Source organism: Thalassospira sp. MBR-102 (assembly GCF_040549275.1).
Lineage (GTDB): Bacteria > Pseudomonadota > Alphaproteobacteria > Rhodospirillales > Thalassospiraceae > Thalassospira > Thalassospira xiamenensis.
The window spans coordinates 141,672-158,681 of record NZ_JBEPTC010000008.1; the positions used below are offsets into that span (position 1 = coordinate 141,672).

Annotated in this window: 12 protein-coding genes; 11 read left to right on the top strand and 1 reads right to left on the bottom strand. The window is 57.5% G+C overall.

The window, feature by feature from the left end:
• Positions 1 to 22 precede the first annotated feature (22 nt).
• A complete protein-coding gene (locus ABIE64_RS14700) occupies positions 23 to 2,614 on the bottom strand; it encodes a mechanosensitive ion channel domain-containing protein (RefSeq protein WP_354377802.1) in 2,592 nt (863 codons plus the stop codon).
• A 154-nt stretch (positions 2,615 to 2,768) separates the two neighbouring features.
• Here ABIE64_RS14700 and ABIE64_RS14705 point away from each other — a divergent pair, with 154 nt between their 5' ends.
• The 11 genes from ABIE64_RS14705 (at position 2,769) to ABIE64_RS14755 (ending at position 17,007) form a co-directional block, all read left to right on the top strand.
• Positions 2,769 to 3,758, top strand: coding sequence for a zinc transporter ZntB (locus ABIE64_RS14705; RefSeq protein WP_354377803.1), 990 nt, complete (start codon positions 2,769 to 2,771; stop codon positions 3,756 to 3,758).
• Positions 3,759 to 3,870: 112 nt separating this feature from the next.
• Complete coding sequence (zapE, locus tag ABIE64_RS14710; RefSeq protein ID WP_354377804.1) at positions 3,871 to 4,995, top strand: cell division protein ZapE; 1,125 nt, start codon at positions 3,871 to 3,873, stop codon at positions 4,993 to 4,995.
• 598 nt (positions 4,996 to 5,593) lie between these two features.
• Positions 5,594 to 6,544: a malate dehydrogenase gene (gene mdh / locus ABIE64_RS14715; RefSeq protein ID WP_007089203.1), complete on the top strand. Its 951-nt coding sequence runs from the start codon at positions 5,594 to 5,596 to the stop codon at positions 6,542 to 6,544.
• 138 nt (positions 6,545 to 6,682) lie between these two features.
• A complete protein-coding gene (gene sucC, locus ABIE64_RS14720; RefSeq protein ID WP_223305232.1) occupies positions 6,683 to 7,912 on the top strand; it encodes an ADP-forming succinate--CoA ligase subunit beta in 1,230 nt (409 codons plus the stop codon).
• Positions 7,913 to 7,914: 2 nt separating this feature from the next.
• Entirely contained in the window at positions 7,915 to 8,790 is an 876-nt protein-coding gene (sucD, locus tag ABIE64_RS14725; protein ID WP_085642343.1) for a succinate--CoA ligase subunit alpha, read from the top strand.
• A gap of 69 nt (positions 8,791 to 8,859) precedes the next feature.
• The gene (locus ABIE64_RS14730) at positions 8,860 to 11,772 is read left to right on the top strand and encodes a 2-oxoglutarate dehydrogenase E1 component (protein ID WP_354377805.1); all 2,913 of its coding nucleotides are present in this window, start codon (positions 8,860 to 8,862) and stop codon (positions 11,770 to 11,772) included.
• 105 nt (positions 11,773 to 11,877) lie between these two features.
• On the top strand, positions 11,878 to 13,155 hold the full coding sequence (gene odhB, locus ABIE64_RS14735) for a 2-oxoglutarate dehydrogenase complex dihydrolipoyllysine-residue succinyltransferase (RefSeq protein WP_354377806.1): 1,278 nt from the start codon (positions 11,878 to 11,880) through the stop codon (positions 13,153 to 13,155).
• A 24-nt stretch (positions 13,156 to 13,179) separates the two neighbouring features.
• Complete coding sequence (lpdA, locus tag ABIE64_RS14740; RefSeq protein WP_007089208.1) at positions 13,180 to 14,586, top strand: dihydrolipoyl dehydrogenase; 1,407 nt, start codon at positions 13,180 to 13,182, stop codon at positions 14,584 to 14,586.
• 360 nt (positions 14,587 to 14,946) lie between these two features.
• On the top strand, positions 14,947 to 15,267 hold the full coding sequence (locus tag ABIE64_RS14745) for a type II toxin-antitoxin system ParD family antitoxin (protein ID WP_354377807.1): 321 nt from the start codon (positions 14,947 to 14,949) through the stop codon (positions 15,265 to 15,267).
• 3 nt (positions 15,268 to 15,270) lie between these two features.
• Positions 15,271 to 15,651 carry a type II toxin-antitoxin system RelE/ParE family toxin gene (locus ABIE64_RS14750; RefSeq protein ID WP_354377808.1) on the top strand — a complete coding sequence of 127 codons (381 nt, stop codon included), beginning with the start codon at positions 15,271 to 15,273 and terminating at the stop codon, positions 15,649 to 15,651.
• Between the two features lie 909 nt (positions 15,652 to 16,560).
• Complete coding sequence (locus ABIE64_RS14755) at positions 16,561 to 17,007, top strand: methylglyoxal synthase (RefSeq protein WP_354377809.1); 447 nt, start codon at positions 16,561 to 16,563, stop codon at positions 17,005 to 17,007.
• The last annotated feature ends 3 nt before the right edge of the window (positions 17,008 to 17,010 follow it).

The following is a 17,010-nucleotide window of genomic DNA, read 5'->3' on the forward strand; positions in this document are numbered from 1 at the left end:
CACGCCTGAACCGCCACCCGCGTCATCGTGGCCCATCCCCGTCCGCATCACCCCCGGCATCGGGGATGCTGCGCGCAGCCGCATCCTTGTCGCGGTTTTCATCCTTGGCGGTCGATGGCGGTGTGGCCGGGTCGGTGCCCTCGCCATCACCTGTTTCGGCACTCGCCTCCGCGATATCATCCTTCGGCTCGATCACCGGCTTGGCATTGCCCCGCCCGGCATCGCGGATGGCGTCGGCCAGTCTGTCGATATCGCGGAAATGCACATCCTGCTGCGGGAACGGAATTTCAACACCCTCGGCCCGGAACCGTTCAAGGATCTCAAACCGCACCGCACTGCCGACCGACAGGACATCACCGATATCGCGCAGGAAATAGCGCAATTCGAAATCAAGCGAGCTGGCCCCGAAATCGATAAACACCACCTGTGGGGCCGGATAGCTGAGAATCTCGCGGCGCTTATCGGCGATCTCAAGCAGGATTTCACGCACCCTGTTGGCATCCGATCCATACGAAACCCCGATCTTGATGATCCCCCGCCCGCTGCGATCTTTCAGCGTCCAGTTCATCACCCGGTTCGAAATCAGTTCGGAGTTCGGGATCACCACCGATGACCGGTCAAAGGTTTCGATCTCGGTCGCGCGCACCCGGATATCCTTGACCAGCCCCTGATCGGCCCCGACCACGATCCAGTCACCCACCTTGATCGGCCGTTCGATCAGAAGGATCAGGCCCGACACAAAGTTACTGACGATACTTTGCATGCCAAAACCGATACCGACCGAAATCGCACCGGCAATGATCGCAAGGTTGGACAAATCCATCCCCGCCGCCGAAATCGCCAGCAACACCGCAAGGCAGATCCCGGCATAGCCAAAAATCGCCGAAACCGAATGCTGCAAACCTTCGTCAAGCTTGGTGTTGGGCAGAACGCGCGTATTGAGCATCCGCTGGAAAAACCGCATGACGCCCAGAACCGCAAGGAACAGCAAAATCGCGATCAGAATGGCACGGAGCGAGAAATTGATCCCGCCCACCTGTATCCCGATAAACGCCTTTTCGGCGGCATCAAGCAAATCCGCCCACGCAATGTCGGTAAAGATCAGCACCGCCAGCGGCACGGCAACCGAAAACATCACGACATCAATCGTCACACGCAGCCAGAAATAAAGCGTGCCATGCACCGCATCACTGGCCCCGTCATCATCGGGTGCCGCAGGTTTCACCAGATAGGTATGCACAAGCGCCCGCGCATAGCCGCGCAACAGCCAGTAACTGGTGATAAACGCAAGCCCGGTCATCAGGTTTTCAAGGATGAACCGTGCGAGCGCCACATAGCCCAGAAGCGTCAGCACCGGCAGCAGGACCGCCACGATCCGCAATCCGCGGCGCGACCGTCTTTCGACCTTGGCCCATAATTCGTGCCGGTCCGGTTCGCCATGTTCCCAGAACACGCCAAGCGAACAGACAAACAGAATGACCGAAATCAGGAAAACGTTGGAAACACTTTGCACCAGCGCGATTTCAAGCGACGTGCCAAGCGTGGTCGCACCCTGCAGCAGCACCAGATCGGATGCGTAAATCACCGCCGCCAGCAACGATAAAAGCCCGACAACCCGCGCCCCCGTCGCGGTTGTGCCCGCACGCCGCATCCCCGGCAGGAACGGGGAATAAATACTGCGGATCGCCGCCCCGACAAACAGCAGGAACAAAAGGGCCGCAAAGCACTGATAGATGAAATCACCCATGCTTCCGGCCAGAAGGTCGGGCTGTCGATTAACGATCTGATAGGCAATGACAAGTGCGATACCCGGCACCATCGCCGTAAACAGGAACCGCGTCCCCGATATCAATGAAACCCGGTCTTCCTTTGGCACATGCTGCCATCTTTCCGGCAACCAGCGCAGCACCGCGACCTCGCCGCCGATCAGGGCGGCCATCACGATAAACGCCAGCAACACCAGCCCCGGCGCGACCTCTGCCAGCTCGTCGCCAATCTGGCCTTTAAGATCAAGATCGGCATAGCGGCTGCGCACCATGTCGGGCAGTTCAATCGCGCCCGACCATACCTGGCCCCAGGTTTCGCCGTCCCACGGCACGTCAACCCGGCCCAGAATACGCCGCGTAAACCGTTCGCGCGAAATCCGCGCCAGATGGTCGGAAACCTCGGTCGCACGAAAATCAACCAGCTCAACCTGCTTGATCACGCCGCTGATCTCGGCAATGGCATCGTTAAGACGGGATCGTTCGGCGGCAACCGCGGGGACTTCGCTTTGGCCTTCGGCGGGCGGTTCGCCCAGTTTGCCAAGGGCCGCATTCAGGCGGTTCAGACGCTCCGCCGCACTTGACTGCAATGTCGCACTGCCCTCGGTGATTTTTTCGACCTGGGCCCGGCTTTCATTTAACAACCGCCCGCTGACTTCGCCGTCCGACAGGGCCGCATCAATGTCATCAAGACCGTCATTCCAGCCAGATATCAGTTTCTGGCTTTGATCCAGTTCGATCTTCTGGGGATTTTCCTGTGTCTTGTCCTGCGCATATGCGCCGCCACTGATCAGGATGGCGGACATTATTGTCGCCATAATCCACACTACAATCGGTCGAACTGTCGTCATGATAGATATTCCATACTGACCTCTGGCGGGCGAATGCCCAAAACCCGTTTTTCCTGATTTGCAAACAGGTTACACTGTCGTCGATAACGAATCACGTCCCGTTTCGTTCCCGGACCGGCCCCAACCTGTCTTCAAGCACCAGACGGAGCCCCATATGCCTTCATCCGCCCTGATCAATGCGTTCAAACTCGATAGCGACGGCAACGGAACGCCCCTTGAATGGCACCATATCCAAAACAGTCTTCCCCAAACCGGTGAACACGAATTTCTCTGGGTGCATCTCGACTGGATGGCGGATGGTGTCCGGCGCTGGCTGATCGATATTGTCGGGCTTGATCCCACCATTGCCGATAACCTGTCCACGCGGGGCACCCGACCATCGGTATTCTTTTATGATCATGGCTATTCGATGAATTTGCGGGGCGTCAATCTGAACGCCGAAAATGATCCCGCCGATATGATTTCGGCCCGCTTCTGGGTATCGGGCAATCTGGTGATTACGCTGCGAAACCGGTCGCTGAAGGCATTTGATGATATCCGGGCCGCAATTGCGCAGAATAACGCGCCGCGCAATCCCGATGATTTCGTCCTCACCGTCGCCGAACGGCTGGTATTTCGCGTCGATAATGTCGTCCTTGGCCTTGAAGAAAACGTCGATACCATCGAAGACGATCAGGAAGGCACGCCTGAAAACAAAACCCTGCCGCTGCGTCGGCGCTGTTCGGATGTCCGCAATCAGCTTTTGCGTCTGCGCCGCCATCTCTCCCCGCAACGCGATGCGCTGGCCCAGTATGTCGAACATAAAACCGCCTGGACCGATAAACGCTATAAACGCCGTGCGCGCACGCTGACCGATAAAACCATCCGCCTGGTCGAAGAATTTGACTCCCTTCGCGAACGCATCCAGATCGTCAATGAAAACATGATGGCGCTGGAAACCGAACGCATGAACCGCACCATGTACTGGCTGACCGTGATCGCCGGTCTGTTCCTGCCAATCAGTTTCGTCACCGGGCTTCTGGGCATCAATGTCGGCGGAATTCCCGCCGCCGAAAGCCCGTTTGGCTTTCTGGGCGTGTCGATCATTCTGGCCGGGATTGTCCTGTTTGAAATCTGGCTGTTTAAAAAGATGCGCCTGATCTGATTCCAAAACACGGCATAAACACCTATGTCACATCAGCATGTTGCATTGCAAAGCAGCTTGGCGCTATGACTTTGCCTCCTTATTCCTTTTTCACTGCATGACGAGATCCCTGATGACCGACGGCCCGCTTTCACGTTACCGCGCGAAAATCACCGCGGGCGAACTGTCCCATGATCCCATGCAGGAACTCTGTGCCGAAAAACTGCAAAGCCTGTTCAAGGCGCTGAACCATTACGAACCCCACACCGGGTCGGGCGGCTGGCGCGAACGGTTTGGCCTGACGCGCCGCCGCGAAGAACCCGAACCGCCGCGAGGGCTATATATTTACGGCGAAGTCGGACGCGGCAAATCGATGCTGATGGACCTGTTTTACGAAACCGTTGCCGTGGATCGCAAACGCCGGGTGCATTTCCACGATTTCATGCAGGACGTGCATGATCGCATGCACCGTTTCCGCAAAACCAAATCAAAGGACGACGCCGACCCGATCCCGCCGATTGCCAAGGATCTGGCCAATGATGCATGGCTTTTATGCTTTGATGAAATGCAGGTCACCGACATCACCGATGCGATGATTCTGGGCCGCCTGTTCGAACAGCTTTTTGATCATGGCGTGGTGATTGTCACCACATCCAACCGCATGCCCGATGATCTTTACAAGGACGGCCTGCAACGTCAGAACTTCCTGCCCTTCATCGACATGATCAAACAGAAACTTGATGTGCTCGAACTCGCCAGCCCCACCGATTACCGCATGCGCAACCTGACGGCGGCCGATGTCTTCCTGTTCCCGGCAGGTCCCGATGCGAAAGCGAAAATTGACGAGATGTTCGCAACCGTCACCGAAGGTGCGCGCGTCGCCCCCGACAGCCTGACCAACAAGGGCCGCAAGATCGAAATTTCCGCCGCCGGGGCCGGTGTGGCGCGCTTCACCTTTGACGAACTTTGCACCAAGCCGCTCGGACCGGGCGATTACATCGCGATTGCCACCCATTTCCACACCATCGTCATCGACCTGATCCCGAAACTGCCGGACTCGCGCCGTGATTGGGCCAAACGGTTCGGAACCCTGATTGATGCGATGTATGAACATAAAACCAAGCTGATCTGTGCGATTGAATGCGATCCGTCGGAAATCTATACCGACGGCGATTATTCGTTTGAATTTCAGCGCACCGTGTCGCGCATGACCGAAATGCGCAGCCAGGAATATCTCGACATGCCGCATCTGACCTGACCCATCTGATGCCCCATCTGATGCCCCATCTGATGCCTCTGCGGTCCGGGCGAATTTGAACGCCTCAAAAACGACTCCACCCACACGGGTTCAATGATGGCACAAAAAATCACCAGCAGGTGCGGGTTGGCATGCCGATTCTTGCGCCTGGCGTGCATTTGTCTTTGCAAAAATGCAGAATCTGCCTGAAGCACGATTTCCTCATGCACCGCCTGCCGCATGGCAGATGGCCGTTTCCTGCAAGGCTGGACGTCAAAAGATAAGATCATGCGCATCAATTCGCGGCAAAAGCGCGACCTGCCTTTCCTTTAGGCAGCGCCAAGGCGCAAACAGGCTTTGGTTTTGCTGCCGATTTGCATTTATTCGCATCTGCAACATGATTGGTTTTTAAGCGTTTAGACAATAGTTGCAACAAACCGGGAACCGGCGGTTTTCCTCGTGAAAACAGCGGCGTTTCCCCTTGTAAAAGCGGCCGAATCAGTTTACGACACTCGGTGTTTACGAACGATTCTTTCGCGTTCGCAGGTTTAAATTTTCAATCGCGCTCCCAAGTTGAGTTTCGACGCCTCGGAAGCGCAATAGGGAAGAAGGTAACGGAATGGCCCGCAACAAGATCGCGCTCGTCGGTGCCGGCAATATTGGTGGTACTCTGGCCCACCTCGTCGGCCTGAAAGAGCTTGGCGACGTCGTCCTTTTCGACATCGTTGATGGCATGCCACAGGGCAAGTCTCTCGACATTGCTGAATCCTCCCCCGTCGACATGTTTGATGCCGACCTCAAGGGCACCAGTGACTATAAGGACATCGCAGGCGCTGATGTCGTTATCGTGACTGCCGGTGTGGCCCGCAAACCCGGTATGAGCCGTGATGACCTCATCGGCATCAATACCAAGGTCATGACCCAGGTTGGTCAGGGCATCAAGGAACATGCCCCGGACGCATTCGTCATCGTCATCACCAACCCGCTTGATGCGATGGTCTGGGTGATGCAGCAGGCAACCGGCTTCGATCCGAAAAAAGTTGTCGGCATGGCTGGCGTTCTGGACTCTGCCCGCTTCCGTTACTTCCTCGCCGAAGAATTCAATGTATCGGTCAAGGATGTCACCGCCTTCGTTCTGGGCGGTCACGGCGATACCATGGTCCCGTCGATCCGTTATTCGACCGTTGCCGGTATCCCGGTTCCCGACCTGATCAAAATGGGCTGGACCACCCAGGAAAAGATCGACCAGATCGTTCAGCGCACCCGTGACGGTGGTGCTGAGATCGTCGCTCTTCTGAAAACCGGTTCCGCTTTCTACGCCCCGGCTGCTTCGGCAATCGCGATGGCCGAAAGCTACCTGAAAGACCAGAAACGCGTCATGCCGGTTGCTGCTTACCTTAGCGGCGAATACGGCGTTGACGGCCTGTATGTCGGCGTCCCGGTCGTTCTGGGCGCTGGCGGTGTTGAACGCATCGTCGAAATCAATCTCGACGAGTCCGAAAAGGCAAACTTCGACAATTCCGTGAACGCTGTTCGCGGCCTCGTCGAAGCTGCCAAGGGCATGCTCTAAGATCGCGAAGCGGGCTGGTCAGTGACCGGCCCGTTTTTCATTCATTGTCGTTATTATAACGTCAATGAACGCGGGCCTCGCAACAACGTCCCGTTATGAAGCAGGGACATTGAAACCACGATTTCTGACCCACAGGAAATCGTACGGAAGGCAAGAAAGCGACCGAACATGAATATTCATGAGTACCAGGCGAAAGAAATTCTTCGCAAATACGGTGTGACCGTGCCGAACGGCAAGGTTGCATACACCGCTGCGGAAGCCACCGAAGCGGCCCAGTCCCTGGCTGGCCCGGTTTACGTGGTGAAATCACAGATCCATGCAGGCGGCCGCGGTAAAGGCACCTTCAAGGAAGCAACCGCTGGCGATAAGGGCGGCGTTCGCGTCGTCAAAAGCGTCGAGGAAGTCGGCACCAATGCCGGCCAGATGCTCGGCGCGACCCTGGTCACCCACCAGACCGGCCCGGATGGCAAGGAAGTCAAACGCGTCTATATCGAAGAAGGCTGCGACATCGCACGCGAACTTTATCTTTCGCTGCTTGTTGACCGTGCCACTTCGCGCGTGATCTTCATGGCCTCCACCGAAGGCGGCATGGACATCGAAGAAGTTGCCGAAGCAACCCCGGAAAAGATCGTCACCGTTGACATCGATCCGGCTGCCGGTTTCTCGGGCTTCCATGGCCGTAAACTCGCATTCGCACTGGGCCTCGAAGGCAAACAGGTTTCCAAGGCCGTCAAATTCATGACCGCCATGTATAACTGCTTCCTCGAAACCGATGCCGCCATGGTTGAAATCAACCCGCTGGTCGTTACCGGTGATGGCGACATCATCGCGCTCGATTGCAAAATGAACTTCGACGACAACGCGCTGTTCCGTCATCCCGACATCGAAGAGCTGCGCGACGAAGACGAAGAAAACCCGGCCGAACTCGAAGCTGCAAAACACAGCCTCAACTACATCAAGCTCGACGGCACCATCGGCTGCATGGTCAACGGCGCAGGCCTTGCCATGGCAACCATGGACATCATCAAGCTTTATGGCGGCGCACCGGCAAACTTCCTTGACGTTGGCGGCGGTGCCACCAAGGAACGCGTGACCACGGCCTTCAAGCTGATCCTGTCTGACCCGAATGTCGAAGGCATCCTGGTCAACATCTTTGGCGGTATCATGCGCTGTGACGTGATCGCAGACGGCGTTGTGGCAGCAGCCCGCGAAGTCAGCCTGAACGTTCCGCTGGTCGTTCGCCTCGAAGGTACGAATGTCGAACTTGGCAAGAAAATCCTCGAAGAATCGGGTCTGCCGATTGTTTCGGCCGATAACCTTGCCGATGCCGCCGAAAAGGTGGTCAAAGCTGTGAAGGAGGCCGCGTAACTATGGCTGTTCTCGTCGATAAAAACACCAAAGTTATCTGCCAGGGTTTCACCGGTTCGCAGGGTACCTTCCACAGCGAACAGGCAATTGCCTATGGCACCAAAATGGTTGGCGGCGTAACCCCGGGTAAAGGCGGCACCAAGCACCTTGACCTGCCGGTCTTCAACACCGTTGACGAAGCGGTCCATGTGACCGGTGCCAATGCATCGGTGATCTATGTTCCGCCGCCCTTCGCGGCTGATGCAATTCTCGAAGCCATCGACGCCAAGGTCGAACTGGCTGTCTGCATCACCGAAGGCATTCCGGTTGCCGACATGGTCCGCGTCAAGCGCGCCCTTTCGGGTTCGAACACCCGTCTGATCGGTCCGAACTGCCCGGGCGTCATCACGCCGGACGAATGCAAGATCGGCATCATGCCGGGCCACATTCACCGTCGCGGCAAAATCGGTATCGTTTCGCGTTCCGGTACGCTGACCTACGAAGCAGTCGCACAGACCACGGCCGCAGGGCTCGGTCAGTCGACCTGTATCGGTATCGGTGGTGATCCGGTCAACGGCACCAACTTCATCGATTGCCTTGAACTGTTCCTGAATGACCCTGAAACCCAGGGCATCATCATGATCGGTGAAATCGGTGGTTCCGCCGAAGAAGAAGCATGCGAATTCCTGCAGGCTTCCAAAGTCAAAAAGCCGGTTGCCGGCTTCATTGCCGGTGTGACCGCACCTCCGGGTAAACGCATGGGCCATGCCGGTGCGATCATCTCCGGCGGTAAGGGCACTGCGGATGCGAAAATGGAAGCAATGCGCAGCGCTGGTATTCTTGTTGCCGATTCCCCGGCAAGCCTTGGCTCGACCATGCTCAAGGCTTTGAACGGGTAATCAGGGTAGTCAGAGGAAAGGCAGGGGGAGGCGTGGTCTCTTTCGGGACCATGCCTTCCAAGACCACAAATGAAACCTCAAGATATCGACACGATTCTGAACGAGTCGAACGCAACCTACATCGCTGAACTTTATGCCCGGTATCAGAGCAACCCAACTGCGGTTGATCAGAGCTGGGCCGAGTTTTTTGACGGGTTGCAGGACGACGCCTCCGATCTCCTTGCCGAAATGCAGGGACCCAGCTGGCAGCCGCGGGAAACCAAGGTTGTTGGCGGTATGGAAGGTTACGACGTCTCACAGGGTCACGCCGAACGTCCCGCCAATGGCGGTTACGCACCGGCGGCCCACGCCGCACAACAGACCGCGCCGGTCAGCTCCGACGCCATCCGTGCCGCGGCACATGATTCGATTCGCGCCCTGATGCTGATCCGCTCCTATCGCGTGCGCGGCCATCTCGAAGCGAATCTTGATCCGCTGGGCCTTGCCCCGCGCGATCCGCACCCGGAACTCGATCCGAAAACCTATGGTTTCACCGAAGCCGACATGGATCGCCCGATCTACATCGCCAATGTTCTTGGCCTTGAAACCGCGACCGTTCGTCAGATCGTATCGTTGGCCCGCAAAACCTATTGCGGCTCGATCGGCATCGAATTCATGCATATCCAGGAACCTGAACAGAAATCCTGGATTCAGCAGCGCGTCGAAAGCATCGGCAACCAGACACAGTTTACCGCACGCGGCAAGGAAGCCATCCTTGAACGTCTGGTCGAAGCCGAAGGTTTCGAAAACTATCTGCACACCAAATATGTCGGCACCAAGCGTTTCGGCATCGACGGTGGCGAAGCCCTGATGCCGGCCCTTGAACAGATCCTCAAACGCGGCAGCCAGCTTGGCATCCGCGAGGTCGTGTTCGGCATGCCGCACCGTGGTCGTCTGAACGTTCTGGCCAATGTGCTCAACAAACCGTTCCAGGCGATCTTCTCGGAATTCATGGGCAACCCGTCCAAGCCGGACGACGTGATGGGCTCGGGTGACGTCAAATATCACCTTGGGACGTCCGCCGACCGCGAATTTGACGGCAACGTTGTTCACCTGTCGCTGACCGCGAACCCCTCCCACCTCGAAGCGGTAAACACCGTCGTTCTGGGTAAGGTCCGCGCCAAACAGGCACAGCGCAAGGACACGGCACGCGAACAGGTCATGGGTATCCTCCTTCACGGGGATGCGGCCTTTGCCGGTCAGGGTCTTGTCGCTGAAACCTTCGATCTGTCGCACCTCAAAGGCTATCGTACCGGCGGTACGATCCACTTTGTCGTCAACAACCAGATCGGTTTCACCACCAAGCCGTCTGATTCGCGTTCTTCGCCTTACTGCTCGGATATTGCCAAGGTCGTTCAGGCGCCGATCATCCATGTCAATGGTGACGACCCCGAAGCCGTGGTTCACGCCGCACGCATCGCGACCGAATTCCGTCAGGAATTCAAACAGGACGTTGTCATCGACATGTTCTGCTATCGCCGCTTTGGCCACAATGAAAGCGACGAACCGGCCTTCACCCAGCCCAAGATGTATGACGTGATCGGCAAACACCCGACCACCAAGGACATCTACGCCCAGAAGCTGATCAAGGAAGGTCTTCTGACCGAAGAACGCGTCAAGGAACTGGATCAGAAATTCCAGAACCACCTTGACGACGAATTCAAGGCCTCCGAAGCCTATCGCCCGAACAAGGCAGACTGGCTCGAAGGCAAATGGTCGGGCCTCGCCTCCTCGCACGGCGAAGATGCGGACTGGACCGGTCAGACCGGTGTGGAAAACGACTTGTTGCAGGAAGTTGGCCGGGCGCTTTCGACCCCGCCCAGCGACTATGACATCAACAAGAAAATCCTGCGCCAGCTCAAGGCCAAGGCCAAGATGTTCGAAACCGGCGAAGGCATTGACTGGGCAACCGGCGAAGCCCTCGCATTCGGCACCCTGATGTGCGAAGGCACACCTGTGCGTCTGTCCGGTCAGGATTGCCAGCGCGGCACCTTCTCGCAGCGTCACGCAAAACTGGTCGATCAGACCAACGAGGCAAAATACACCCCGCTCAACAACATCCGTACCGGCCAGGCCGAGCTTGAAGTCCTCAACTCGCCCCTGTCCGAAGCCGGTGTTCTGGGCTTCGAATATGGCATCACCCTTGCCGAACCGCATTCGCTGGTTCTGTGGGAAGCCCAGTTCGGTGATTTTGCCAACGGCGCACAGGTCATCATTGACCAGTTCATCAGCTCGGGCGAAGCCAAATGGCTGCGCATGTCGGGTCTGGTGATGCTGTTGCCGCACGGTTACGAAGGTCAGGGCCCGGAACACAGTTCCGCCCGTCTGGAACGGTATCTGCAGCTTTGTGGTGAAAACAACATGCAGGTGGCCAACGTCACGACCCCTGCAAACTATTACCACATCCTGCGCCGCCAGATCCGCCGTTCGTTCCGCAAGCCCCTGATCCTGATGACGCCGAAATCGCTTCTGCGTCACAAACAGGCGGTCTCGCCGCTGTCCGAATTCGGACCGGGGACCGTCTTCAAATCAGTGATCAGCGAAACCGGCAAACTGACCGATGCCAAAAAGGTCAAACGCGTCGTCCTGTCGGCGGGCAAGGTCTATTACGATCTGCTGGCTGAACGCGAAAACCGCGGGATTGACGATGTTGCCCTGGTGCGCGTCGAACAGCTCTATCCGTGGCCGGCCAAGGAACTGGCAGAAGAACTTGCCAAATATCCCAATGCCGACGTGGTCTGGTGTCAGGAAGAACCCGAAAACATGGGTTCGTGGTACTTCGTCGATCGTCGTATCGAAGGCGTGCTGTCCGAGATCAAACACAAGGCCGGTCGCCCGATCTATGTCGGTCGCAAGGCTGCCGCGTCCCCGGCAACGGGCTTGCTCAAGGCTCACCTGCGCGAACAGGCCGAACTGGTCGATGCCGCGCTGAGCGTAAAATAACTTTATCGGACGGGCGGGAAACCGCCCGTCCGACCCGCACATTCAGAATTCATTCGTATTCGGGCAGGCCCAAACTGTCTGATTGAAAAAACGGTCGAGGAAAAAATGGCGACTGAAGTTAAAGTTCCCACGCTGGGCGAGTCTGTTACCGAAGCAACAATTGCGAAATGGTACAAAAAAGTCGGTGATGCAGTTGCAGCCGATGAACCGATTGTCGAACTTGAAACCGACAAGGTCACCGTCGAAGTCAACGCACCGGTCGCCGGCGCGATTGCCGAACTGGTAGCCCAGGAAGGTGACGAAGTCGAAGTCGGCGCCCTGATCGCCATGATCAAGGAAGGTGCCGAAGGCGCTGCTCCGGCCAAGGAAGAAAAAGCCGAAGCCAAGGAAGAGCCAAAGAAAGAAGAGCCGAAAAAAGAAGAAGCCAAACCGGCTGCTGCCCCGGCAGCAAGCGCACCGGCGGCTTCGACCTCGGCCAATGCCGATCATCCGCTGCCGCCTGCCGTTCGCAAACTGGTCGAAGACAAAAATCTCGACCCGTCGAAAATTCCGGCATCGGGCAAAGACGGCCGCCTGACCAAGGGCGACGTTCTGAACTTCCTCGAAAATGGTGGATCGGCGCCGCGCGCGGCGGCTGCCGCGCCGAGCGCCCCTGCTGCACCGAAGCCCGAACGCGAACTGCGCGAAGGCGAAGAACGCGTCAAGATGTCCAAGCTGCGCCAGACCATCGCGCGCCGCCTGAAAGAAGCCCAGAACACCGCGGCCATGCTGACCACTTATAACGAAGTGGACATGACCAACCTTCTGGCCTGCCGTAATCAGTACAAGGACGGCTTTGAAAAGAAACACGGCGTGAAGCTCGGCTTCATGTCCTTCTTCATCAAGGCCTGCACCACCGCGCTTAATGAATGGCCGGCGGTCAATGCCGAGATTGATGGCAACAGCTTCATCTACAAGAACTACTGCGATATCGGCGTTGCCGTTGGTACCCCGCAGGGTCTGGTTGTTCCGGTGATCCGTTCGGCGGAAAAGAAAAGTTTTGCCGACCTCGAAAGCACGATTGTCGATTTCGGCAAACGCGCACGTGACGGCAAACTGGGCATGGATGAAATGACCGGCGGCTCGTTCACCATTTCGAATGGTGGCGTGTTTGGCTCCCTTCTGTCATCCCCGATCCTGAATGCGCCGCAGTCCGGTATCCTCGGCATGCACAAAACCCAGATGCGCCCGGTCGCCATCGACGGCAAGGTCGAAATCCGTCCGATGATGTATCTGGCACTGTCCTATGACCACCGTATCATTGACGGCCGCGAAGCCGTTTCCTTCCTGGTACGCGTCAAGGAATGCATCGAGAACCCGGAACGCATCCTGCTCGACATCTGATCAGACAAAAGGATCAAAGAACTCATGGCTGAGAACTACGACGTTGTCGTGATCGGTGGCGGTCCTGGCGGTTATGTTTGCGCCATCCGCGCCGCACAGCTTGGTCTCAAGGTTGCCTGCGTTGAAAAACGCGGCACCCTTGGCGGGACCTGCCTCAATGTGGGCTGCATCCCGTCCAAGGCCCTGCTTCATTCCTCCCACCTGTTCGAGGAAGCGACGGAGCATTTCGATACCCATGGCATCGAAGTCTCCAAGCCGAAGGTCAATCTCGAAAAGATGATGGCCCGCAAGGACAAGGTCGTTGACAGCAATGTCAAGGGCATTGAATTCCTGTTCAAGAAGAACAAGGTCACCTATGTCAAGGGTGCTGGCGAAATCACTTCGCCCACCTCGGTCAAGGTTGCCCTTCTGGACGGCGGCGAAGAAACCCTGAACGCCAAGAACATCGTGATCGCCACGGGTTCGGAAGTCACCCCGCTGCCGGGTGTCGAGATTGACGAGAAAAACATCGTCTCCTCGACCGGTGGTCTGGTGCTCCCGAAAGTGCCGAAAAAGATGGTTGTCATCGGGGCGGGCGTGATCGGTCTCGAACTCGGTTCGGTCTGGCGTCGGCTTGGTTCCGAAGTTACCGTGATCGAATATCTCGACCGCATCCTGCCGGGCATGGACGGCGAACTGGTCAAACAGACCCAGCGCATCTTTGCCAAACAGGGCCTTGAATTCAAACTGGGCCACAAGGTCACCGGTGCGAAAACCGGCAAGTCTGGCGTGACGCTCACGGTTGAACCGTCCAAGGGCGGCGATGCCGAGGAAGTCAAGGCCGACGTCGTTCTGGTCGCCATTGGCCGCCGTCCGTTCGTCAAGGGCCTTGGCCTTGATAAGGTCGGCGTCGAACTTGATGATCGCGGTCGCGTCAAAACCGACGAACATTTCCAGACCAACGTGCAGGGCATCTTTGCCATTGGGGATGCCATCATCGGTCCGATGCTGGCCCACAAGGCCGAGGAAGACGGTGTTGCGCTGGCCGAAATGCTCGCAGGCGAAGAAGGCCATGTCGATTACGGCAAGGTCCCGGGTGTTGTCTACACCTGGCCCGAAGTTGCCGCCGTTGGCAAAACCGAAGAGCAGCTCAAGGAAGAAGGCGTCGACTACAAGGTCGGCAAATTCCCCTTCACGGCAAACGGTCGCGCCAAGGCAATGGAAAGCACCGAGGGGTTTGTCAAAATCCTCGAAGACAAGAAAACCCACCGCGTCGTCGGCGCACATATTGTCGGCCCGGCGGCTGGCGATCTGATTGCCGAGGTTGTGCTGGCGATGGAATACGGCGCCTCTGCCGAAGACATCGCGCGCACCTGCCACGCCCACCCGGCCCTTGGCGAGTCCGTCAAGGAAGCCGCCCTGGACGCCGACAAACGCGCGATCCATATGTAATAAGATCAGGGCAACCCGATCCGTGAAACGGCCGCTCCAATGGGGCGGCCGTTTTGTTTTACGCGGCTTTCAGGCTCCCCACCGCCTAAACCCGCCCCCCCTTTGCCAGCCCGCCCTCTTAACCGTCCCCCGCAACTTCCCCAACGTCATTCCCGCGCAGGCGGAAATCCAGACAACCGTGCGGCAAGCCCGGCCCGCCGATAGACGCCCCCTACGCGAACCCGGCACCCCCAACCCCACCGAAAGACGAAAAAGGAAACTTCTGCGGCCCGGTCCATCATCCGCGCGACACGAGCGCAAACACCCATTGGCAATCTTTGCCAATGGCGATAGAATTCGCCGATCAGAAGGAGCTCCGACATGCCAACCCGAAATGTCAATCTGACCGATGATCAGGACGCTTTCGTTGAAAAGATGGTCAGGGCCGGAAAATACCAGAATGCCAGCGAAGCGATGCGCGACGCCGTGCGCGGCTTGCAGCAACGCTGGAAAGAGGACGAGCTGAAGCTCGAACTGCTGCGCAAAAGCATCGATACCGGCATTGCCGATCTTGAAAACGGCAATTACGAGGATATGGACGACGCAAGCCTCGAAGGCTGGCTCGCTCCCCCCGAGAAAACCACTGACAAAACCACTGACAAAACCACTGACAAAACCACTGGCAAAACCGCCGGAGCCTGATCCGTGGCAGCACAATACCGGCTTACGGCATCGGCCAAAGCCGATATCAACGCCCTTCTTGATGAAAGTACGCACCGGCACGGGCAGGACGCACGCAACCGTTACGCCGCCCTGCTTCTGGCCGCCCTCCGCCGCATCGCCCAAAACCCCGAAGGCGGTGCCACCGCCGCCCGCCCGGAACTACACCCCGATATGCGCAGCTTCCATATCCGCCACAGCCGCACCGAAAGCAACACCACCCCGGTCGGCAATCCGGTGCATGTGATCTTCTACCGCACCACCGAACCCGGCAGGGTCGACATCATCCGCGTCCTGCATGACCGGATGGAACCAAGCCGCCACGTCGAACCAAAAACCAATACCAAAAAGACCAAGGGGGGCTGATGCCGACCTGCTCATGGCATTCCATGATTGCCCCCTCTCCCCCCCTAACCGTTCCTCGCGAACTCCCCCAACCGTCATTCCCGTGAAAACGGGAATCCAGACAACCGCTCGGCAACGCACCACCCACCGATAGACGGCCCCTACCTCAACCTGACACACCCAACCTGCTGAAACATGGACACCCGCTTTCGCGGGTGTGACGAAAGGCGGGTTCTGCTGCTGGGCTCGAACGCCTCGCCTCGGCTTGCTCCGCTCTCGCCAGTTTCGCCAAATGTTGCGGCCTGAACGGAACTCACCCGTGTTGACCAACGCTGCCAATCCCGGCACGGGCGTGATGACATCGCTGCCCCACCCCCCCTGCTCCGCAGCTGATCTGCCCAATCGTCGGCTCGATCCGCATCCGGCCCCGCATCGGCCCAAATCTGGCCCGCGCCCTTCCCGGCAGGCGCACCTCTCCCGTTCTGTCTTTCCGGTTTGTCAAACTTTACGCCGCCGTTTCCCGGGCCGTTTCAATGCCCGGACGCACTCCTGCTGTAATGACTTTACCCCACACGGATCTTCCGCGCTTGGCGGTGATCGCCTGCTACTTAACCACTTAACATCGTCGCTTTTTCATCACTTCATCCCCTGCTTTTGACAAACAATCCGACCCCGAAACGCAAAAACCCGCCAAAGCGAATCACGCTTGGCGGGTTATGTCTCCGGACCCATTTGTCCTGTTGACTTTATCTTTATGCCACAAATAAAAGAACAAATCAAGAACATTTTGCAAAAATTTTCGTTATCCGGTTCTGGCAAAAATTCTCGTTTATTTTCAATAAACTATGCCATCATATTGCCCTATGATGGACCGGTCCGCTAAGATCACCCGCCGGGGTCGCCCGGATCAAGACGCAGGAGAAACCACCCATGACGCTTTCGATCGGACTTGTCGCCCACGACCGTCGCAAACGCGAAATGGCCGATTGGCTGGAAAACCACAAATCACAGTTTTCCGGCACCCGGATTTTCGCCACCGGCACCACCGGTCGCGTGCTTCAGGAACGCTTTCCCGATCTTGATATCGTGGCCCTTAAAAGCGGCCCGTTCGGCGGTGATCAACAGCTTGGCTCGATGATTGCGCATGGCGAATTGCAGGCGATGTTTTTCTTCACCGACCCGATGACGCCCCAGCCCCACGATGTCGATGTGCGTGCGCTGATCCGGCTGGCCAACATGTATGAAGTGCCGATTGCGTGCAACCGCAGCACCGCCGACCTTCTGATCAGCAACCCGAAATTCGAGGAAATCTGCGAACAATATCGCGGCCATTCCCCCGAACAGGTTTTTGCCGAATACCAGAACCGCAAGGTTTAGTGA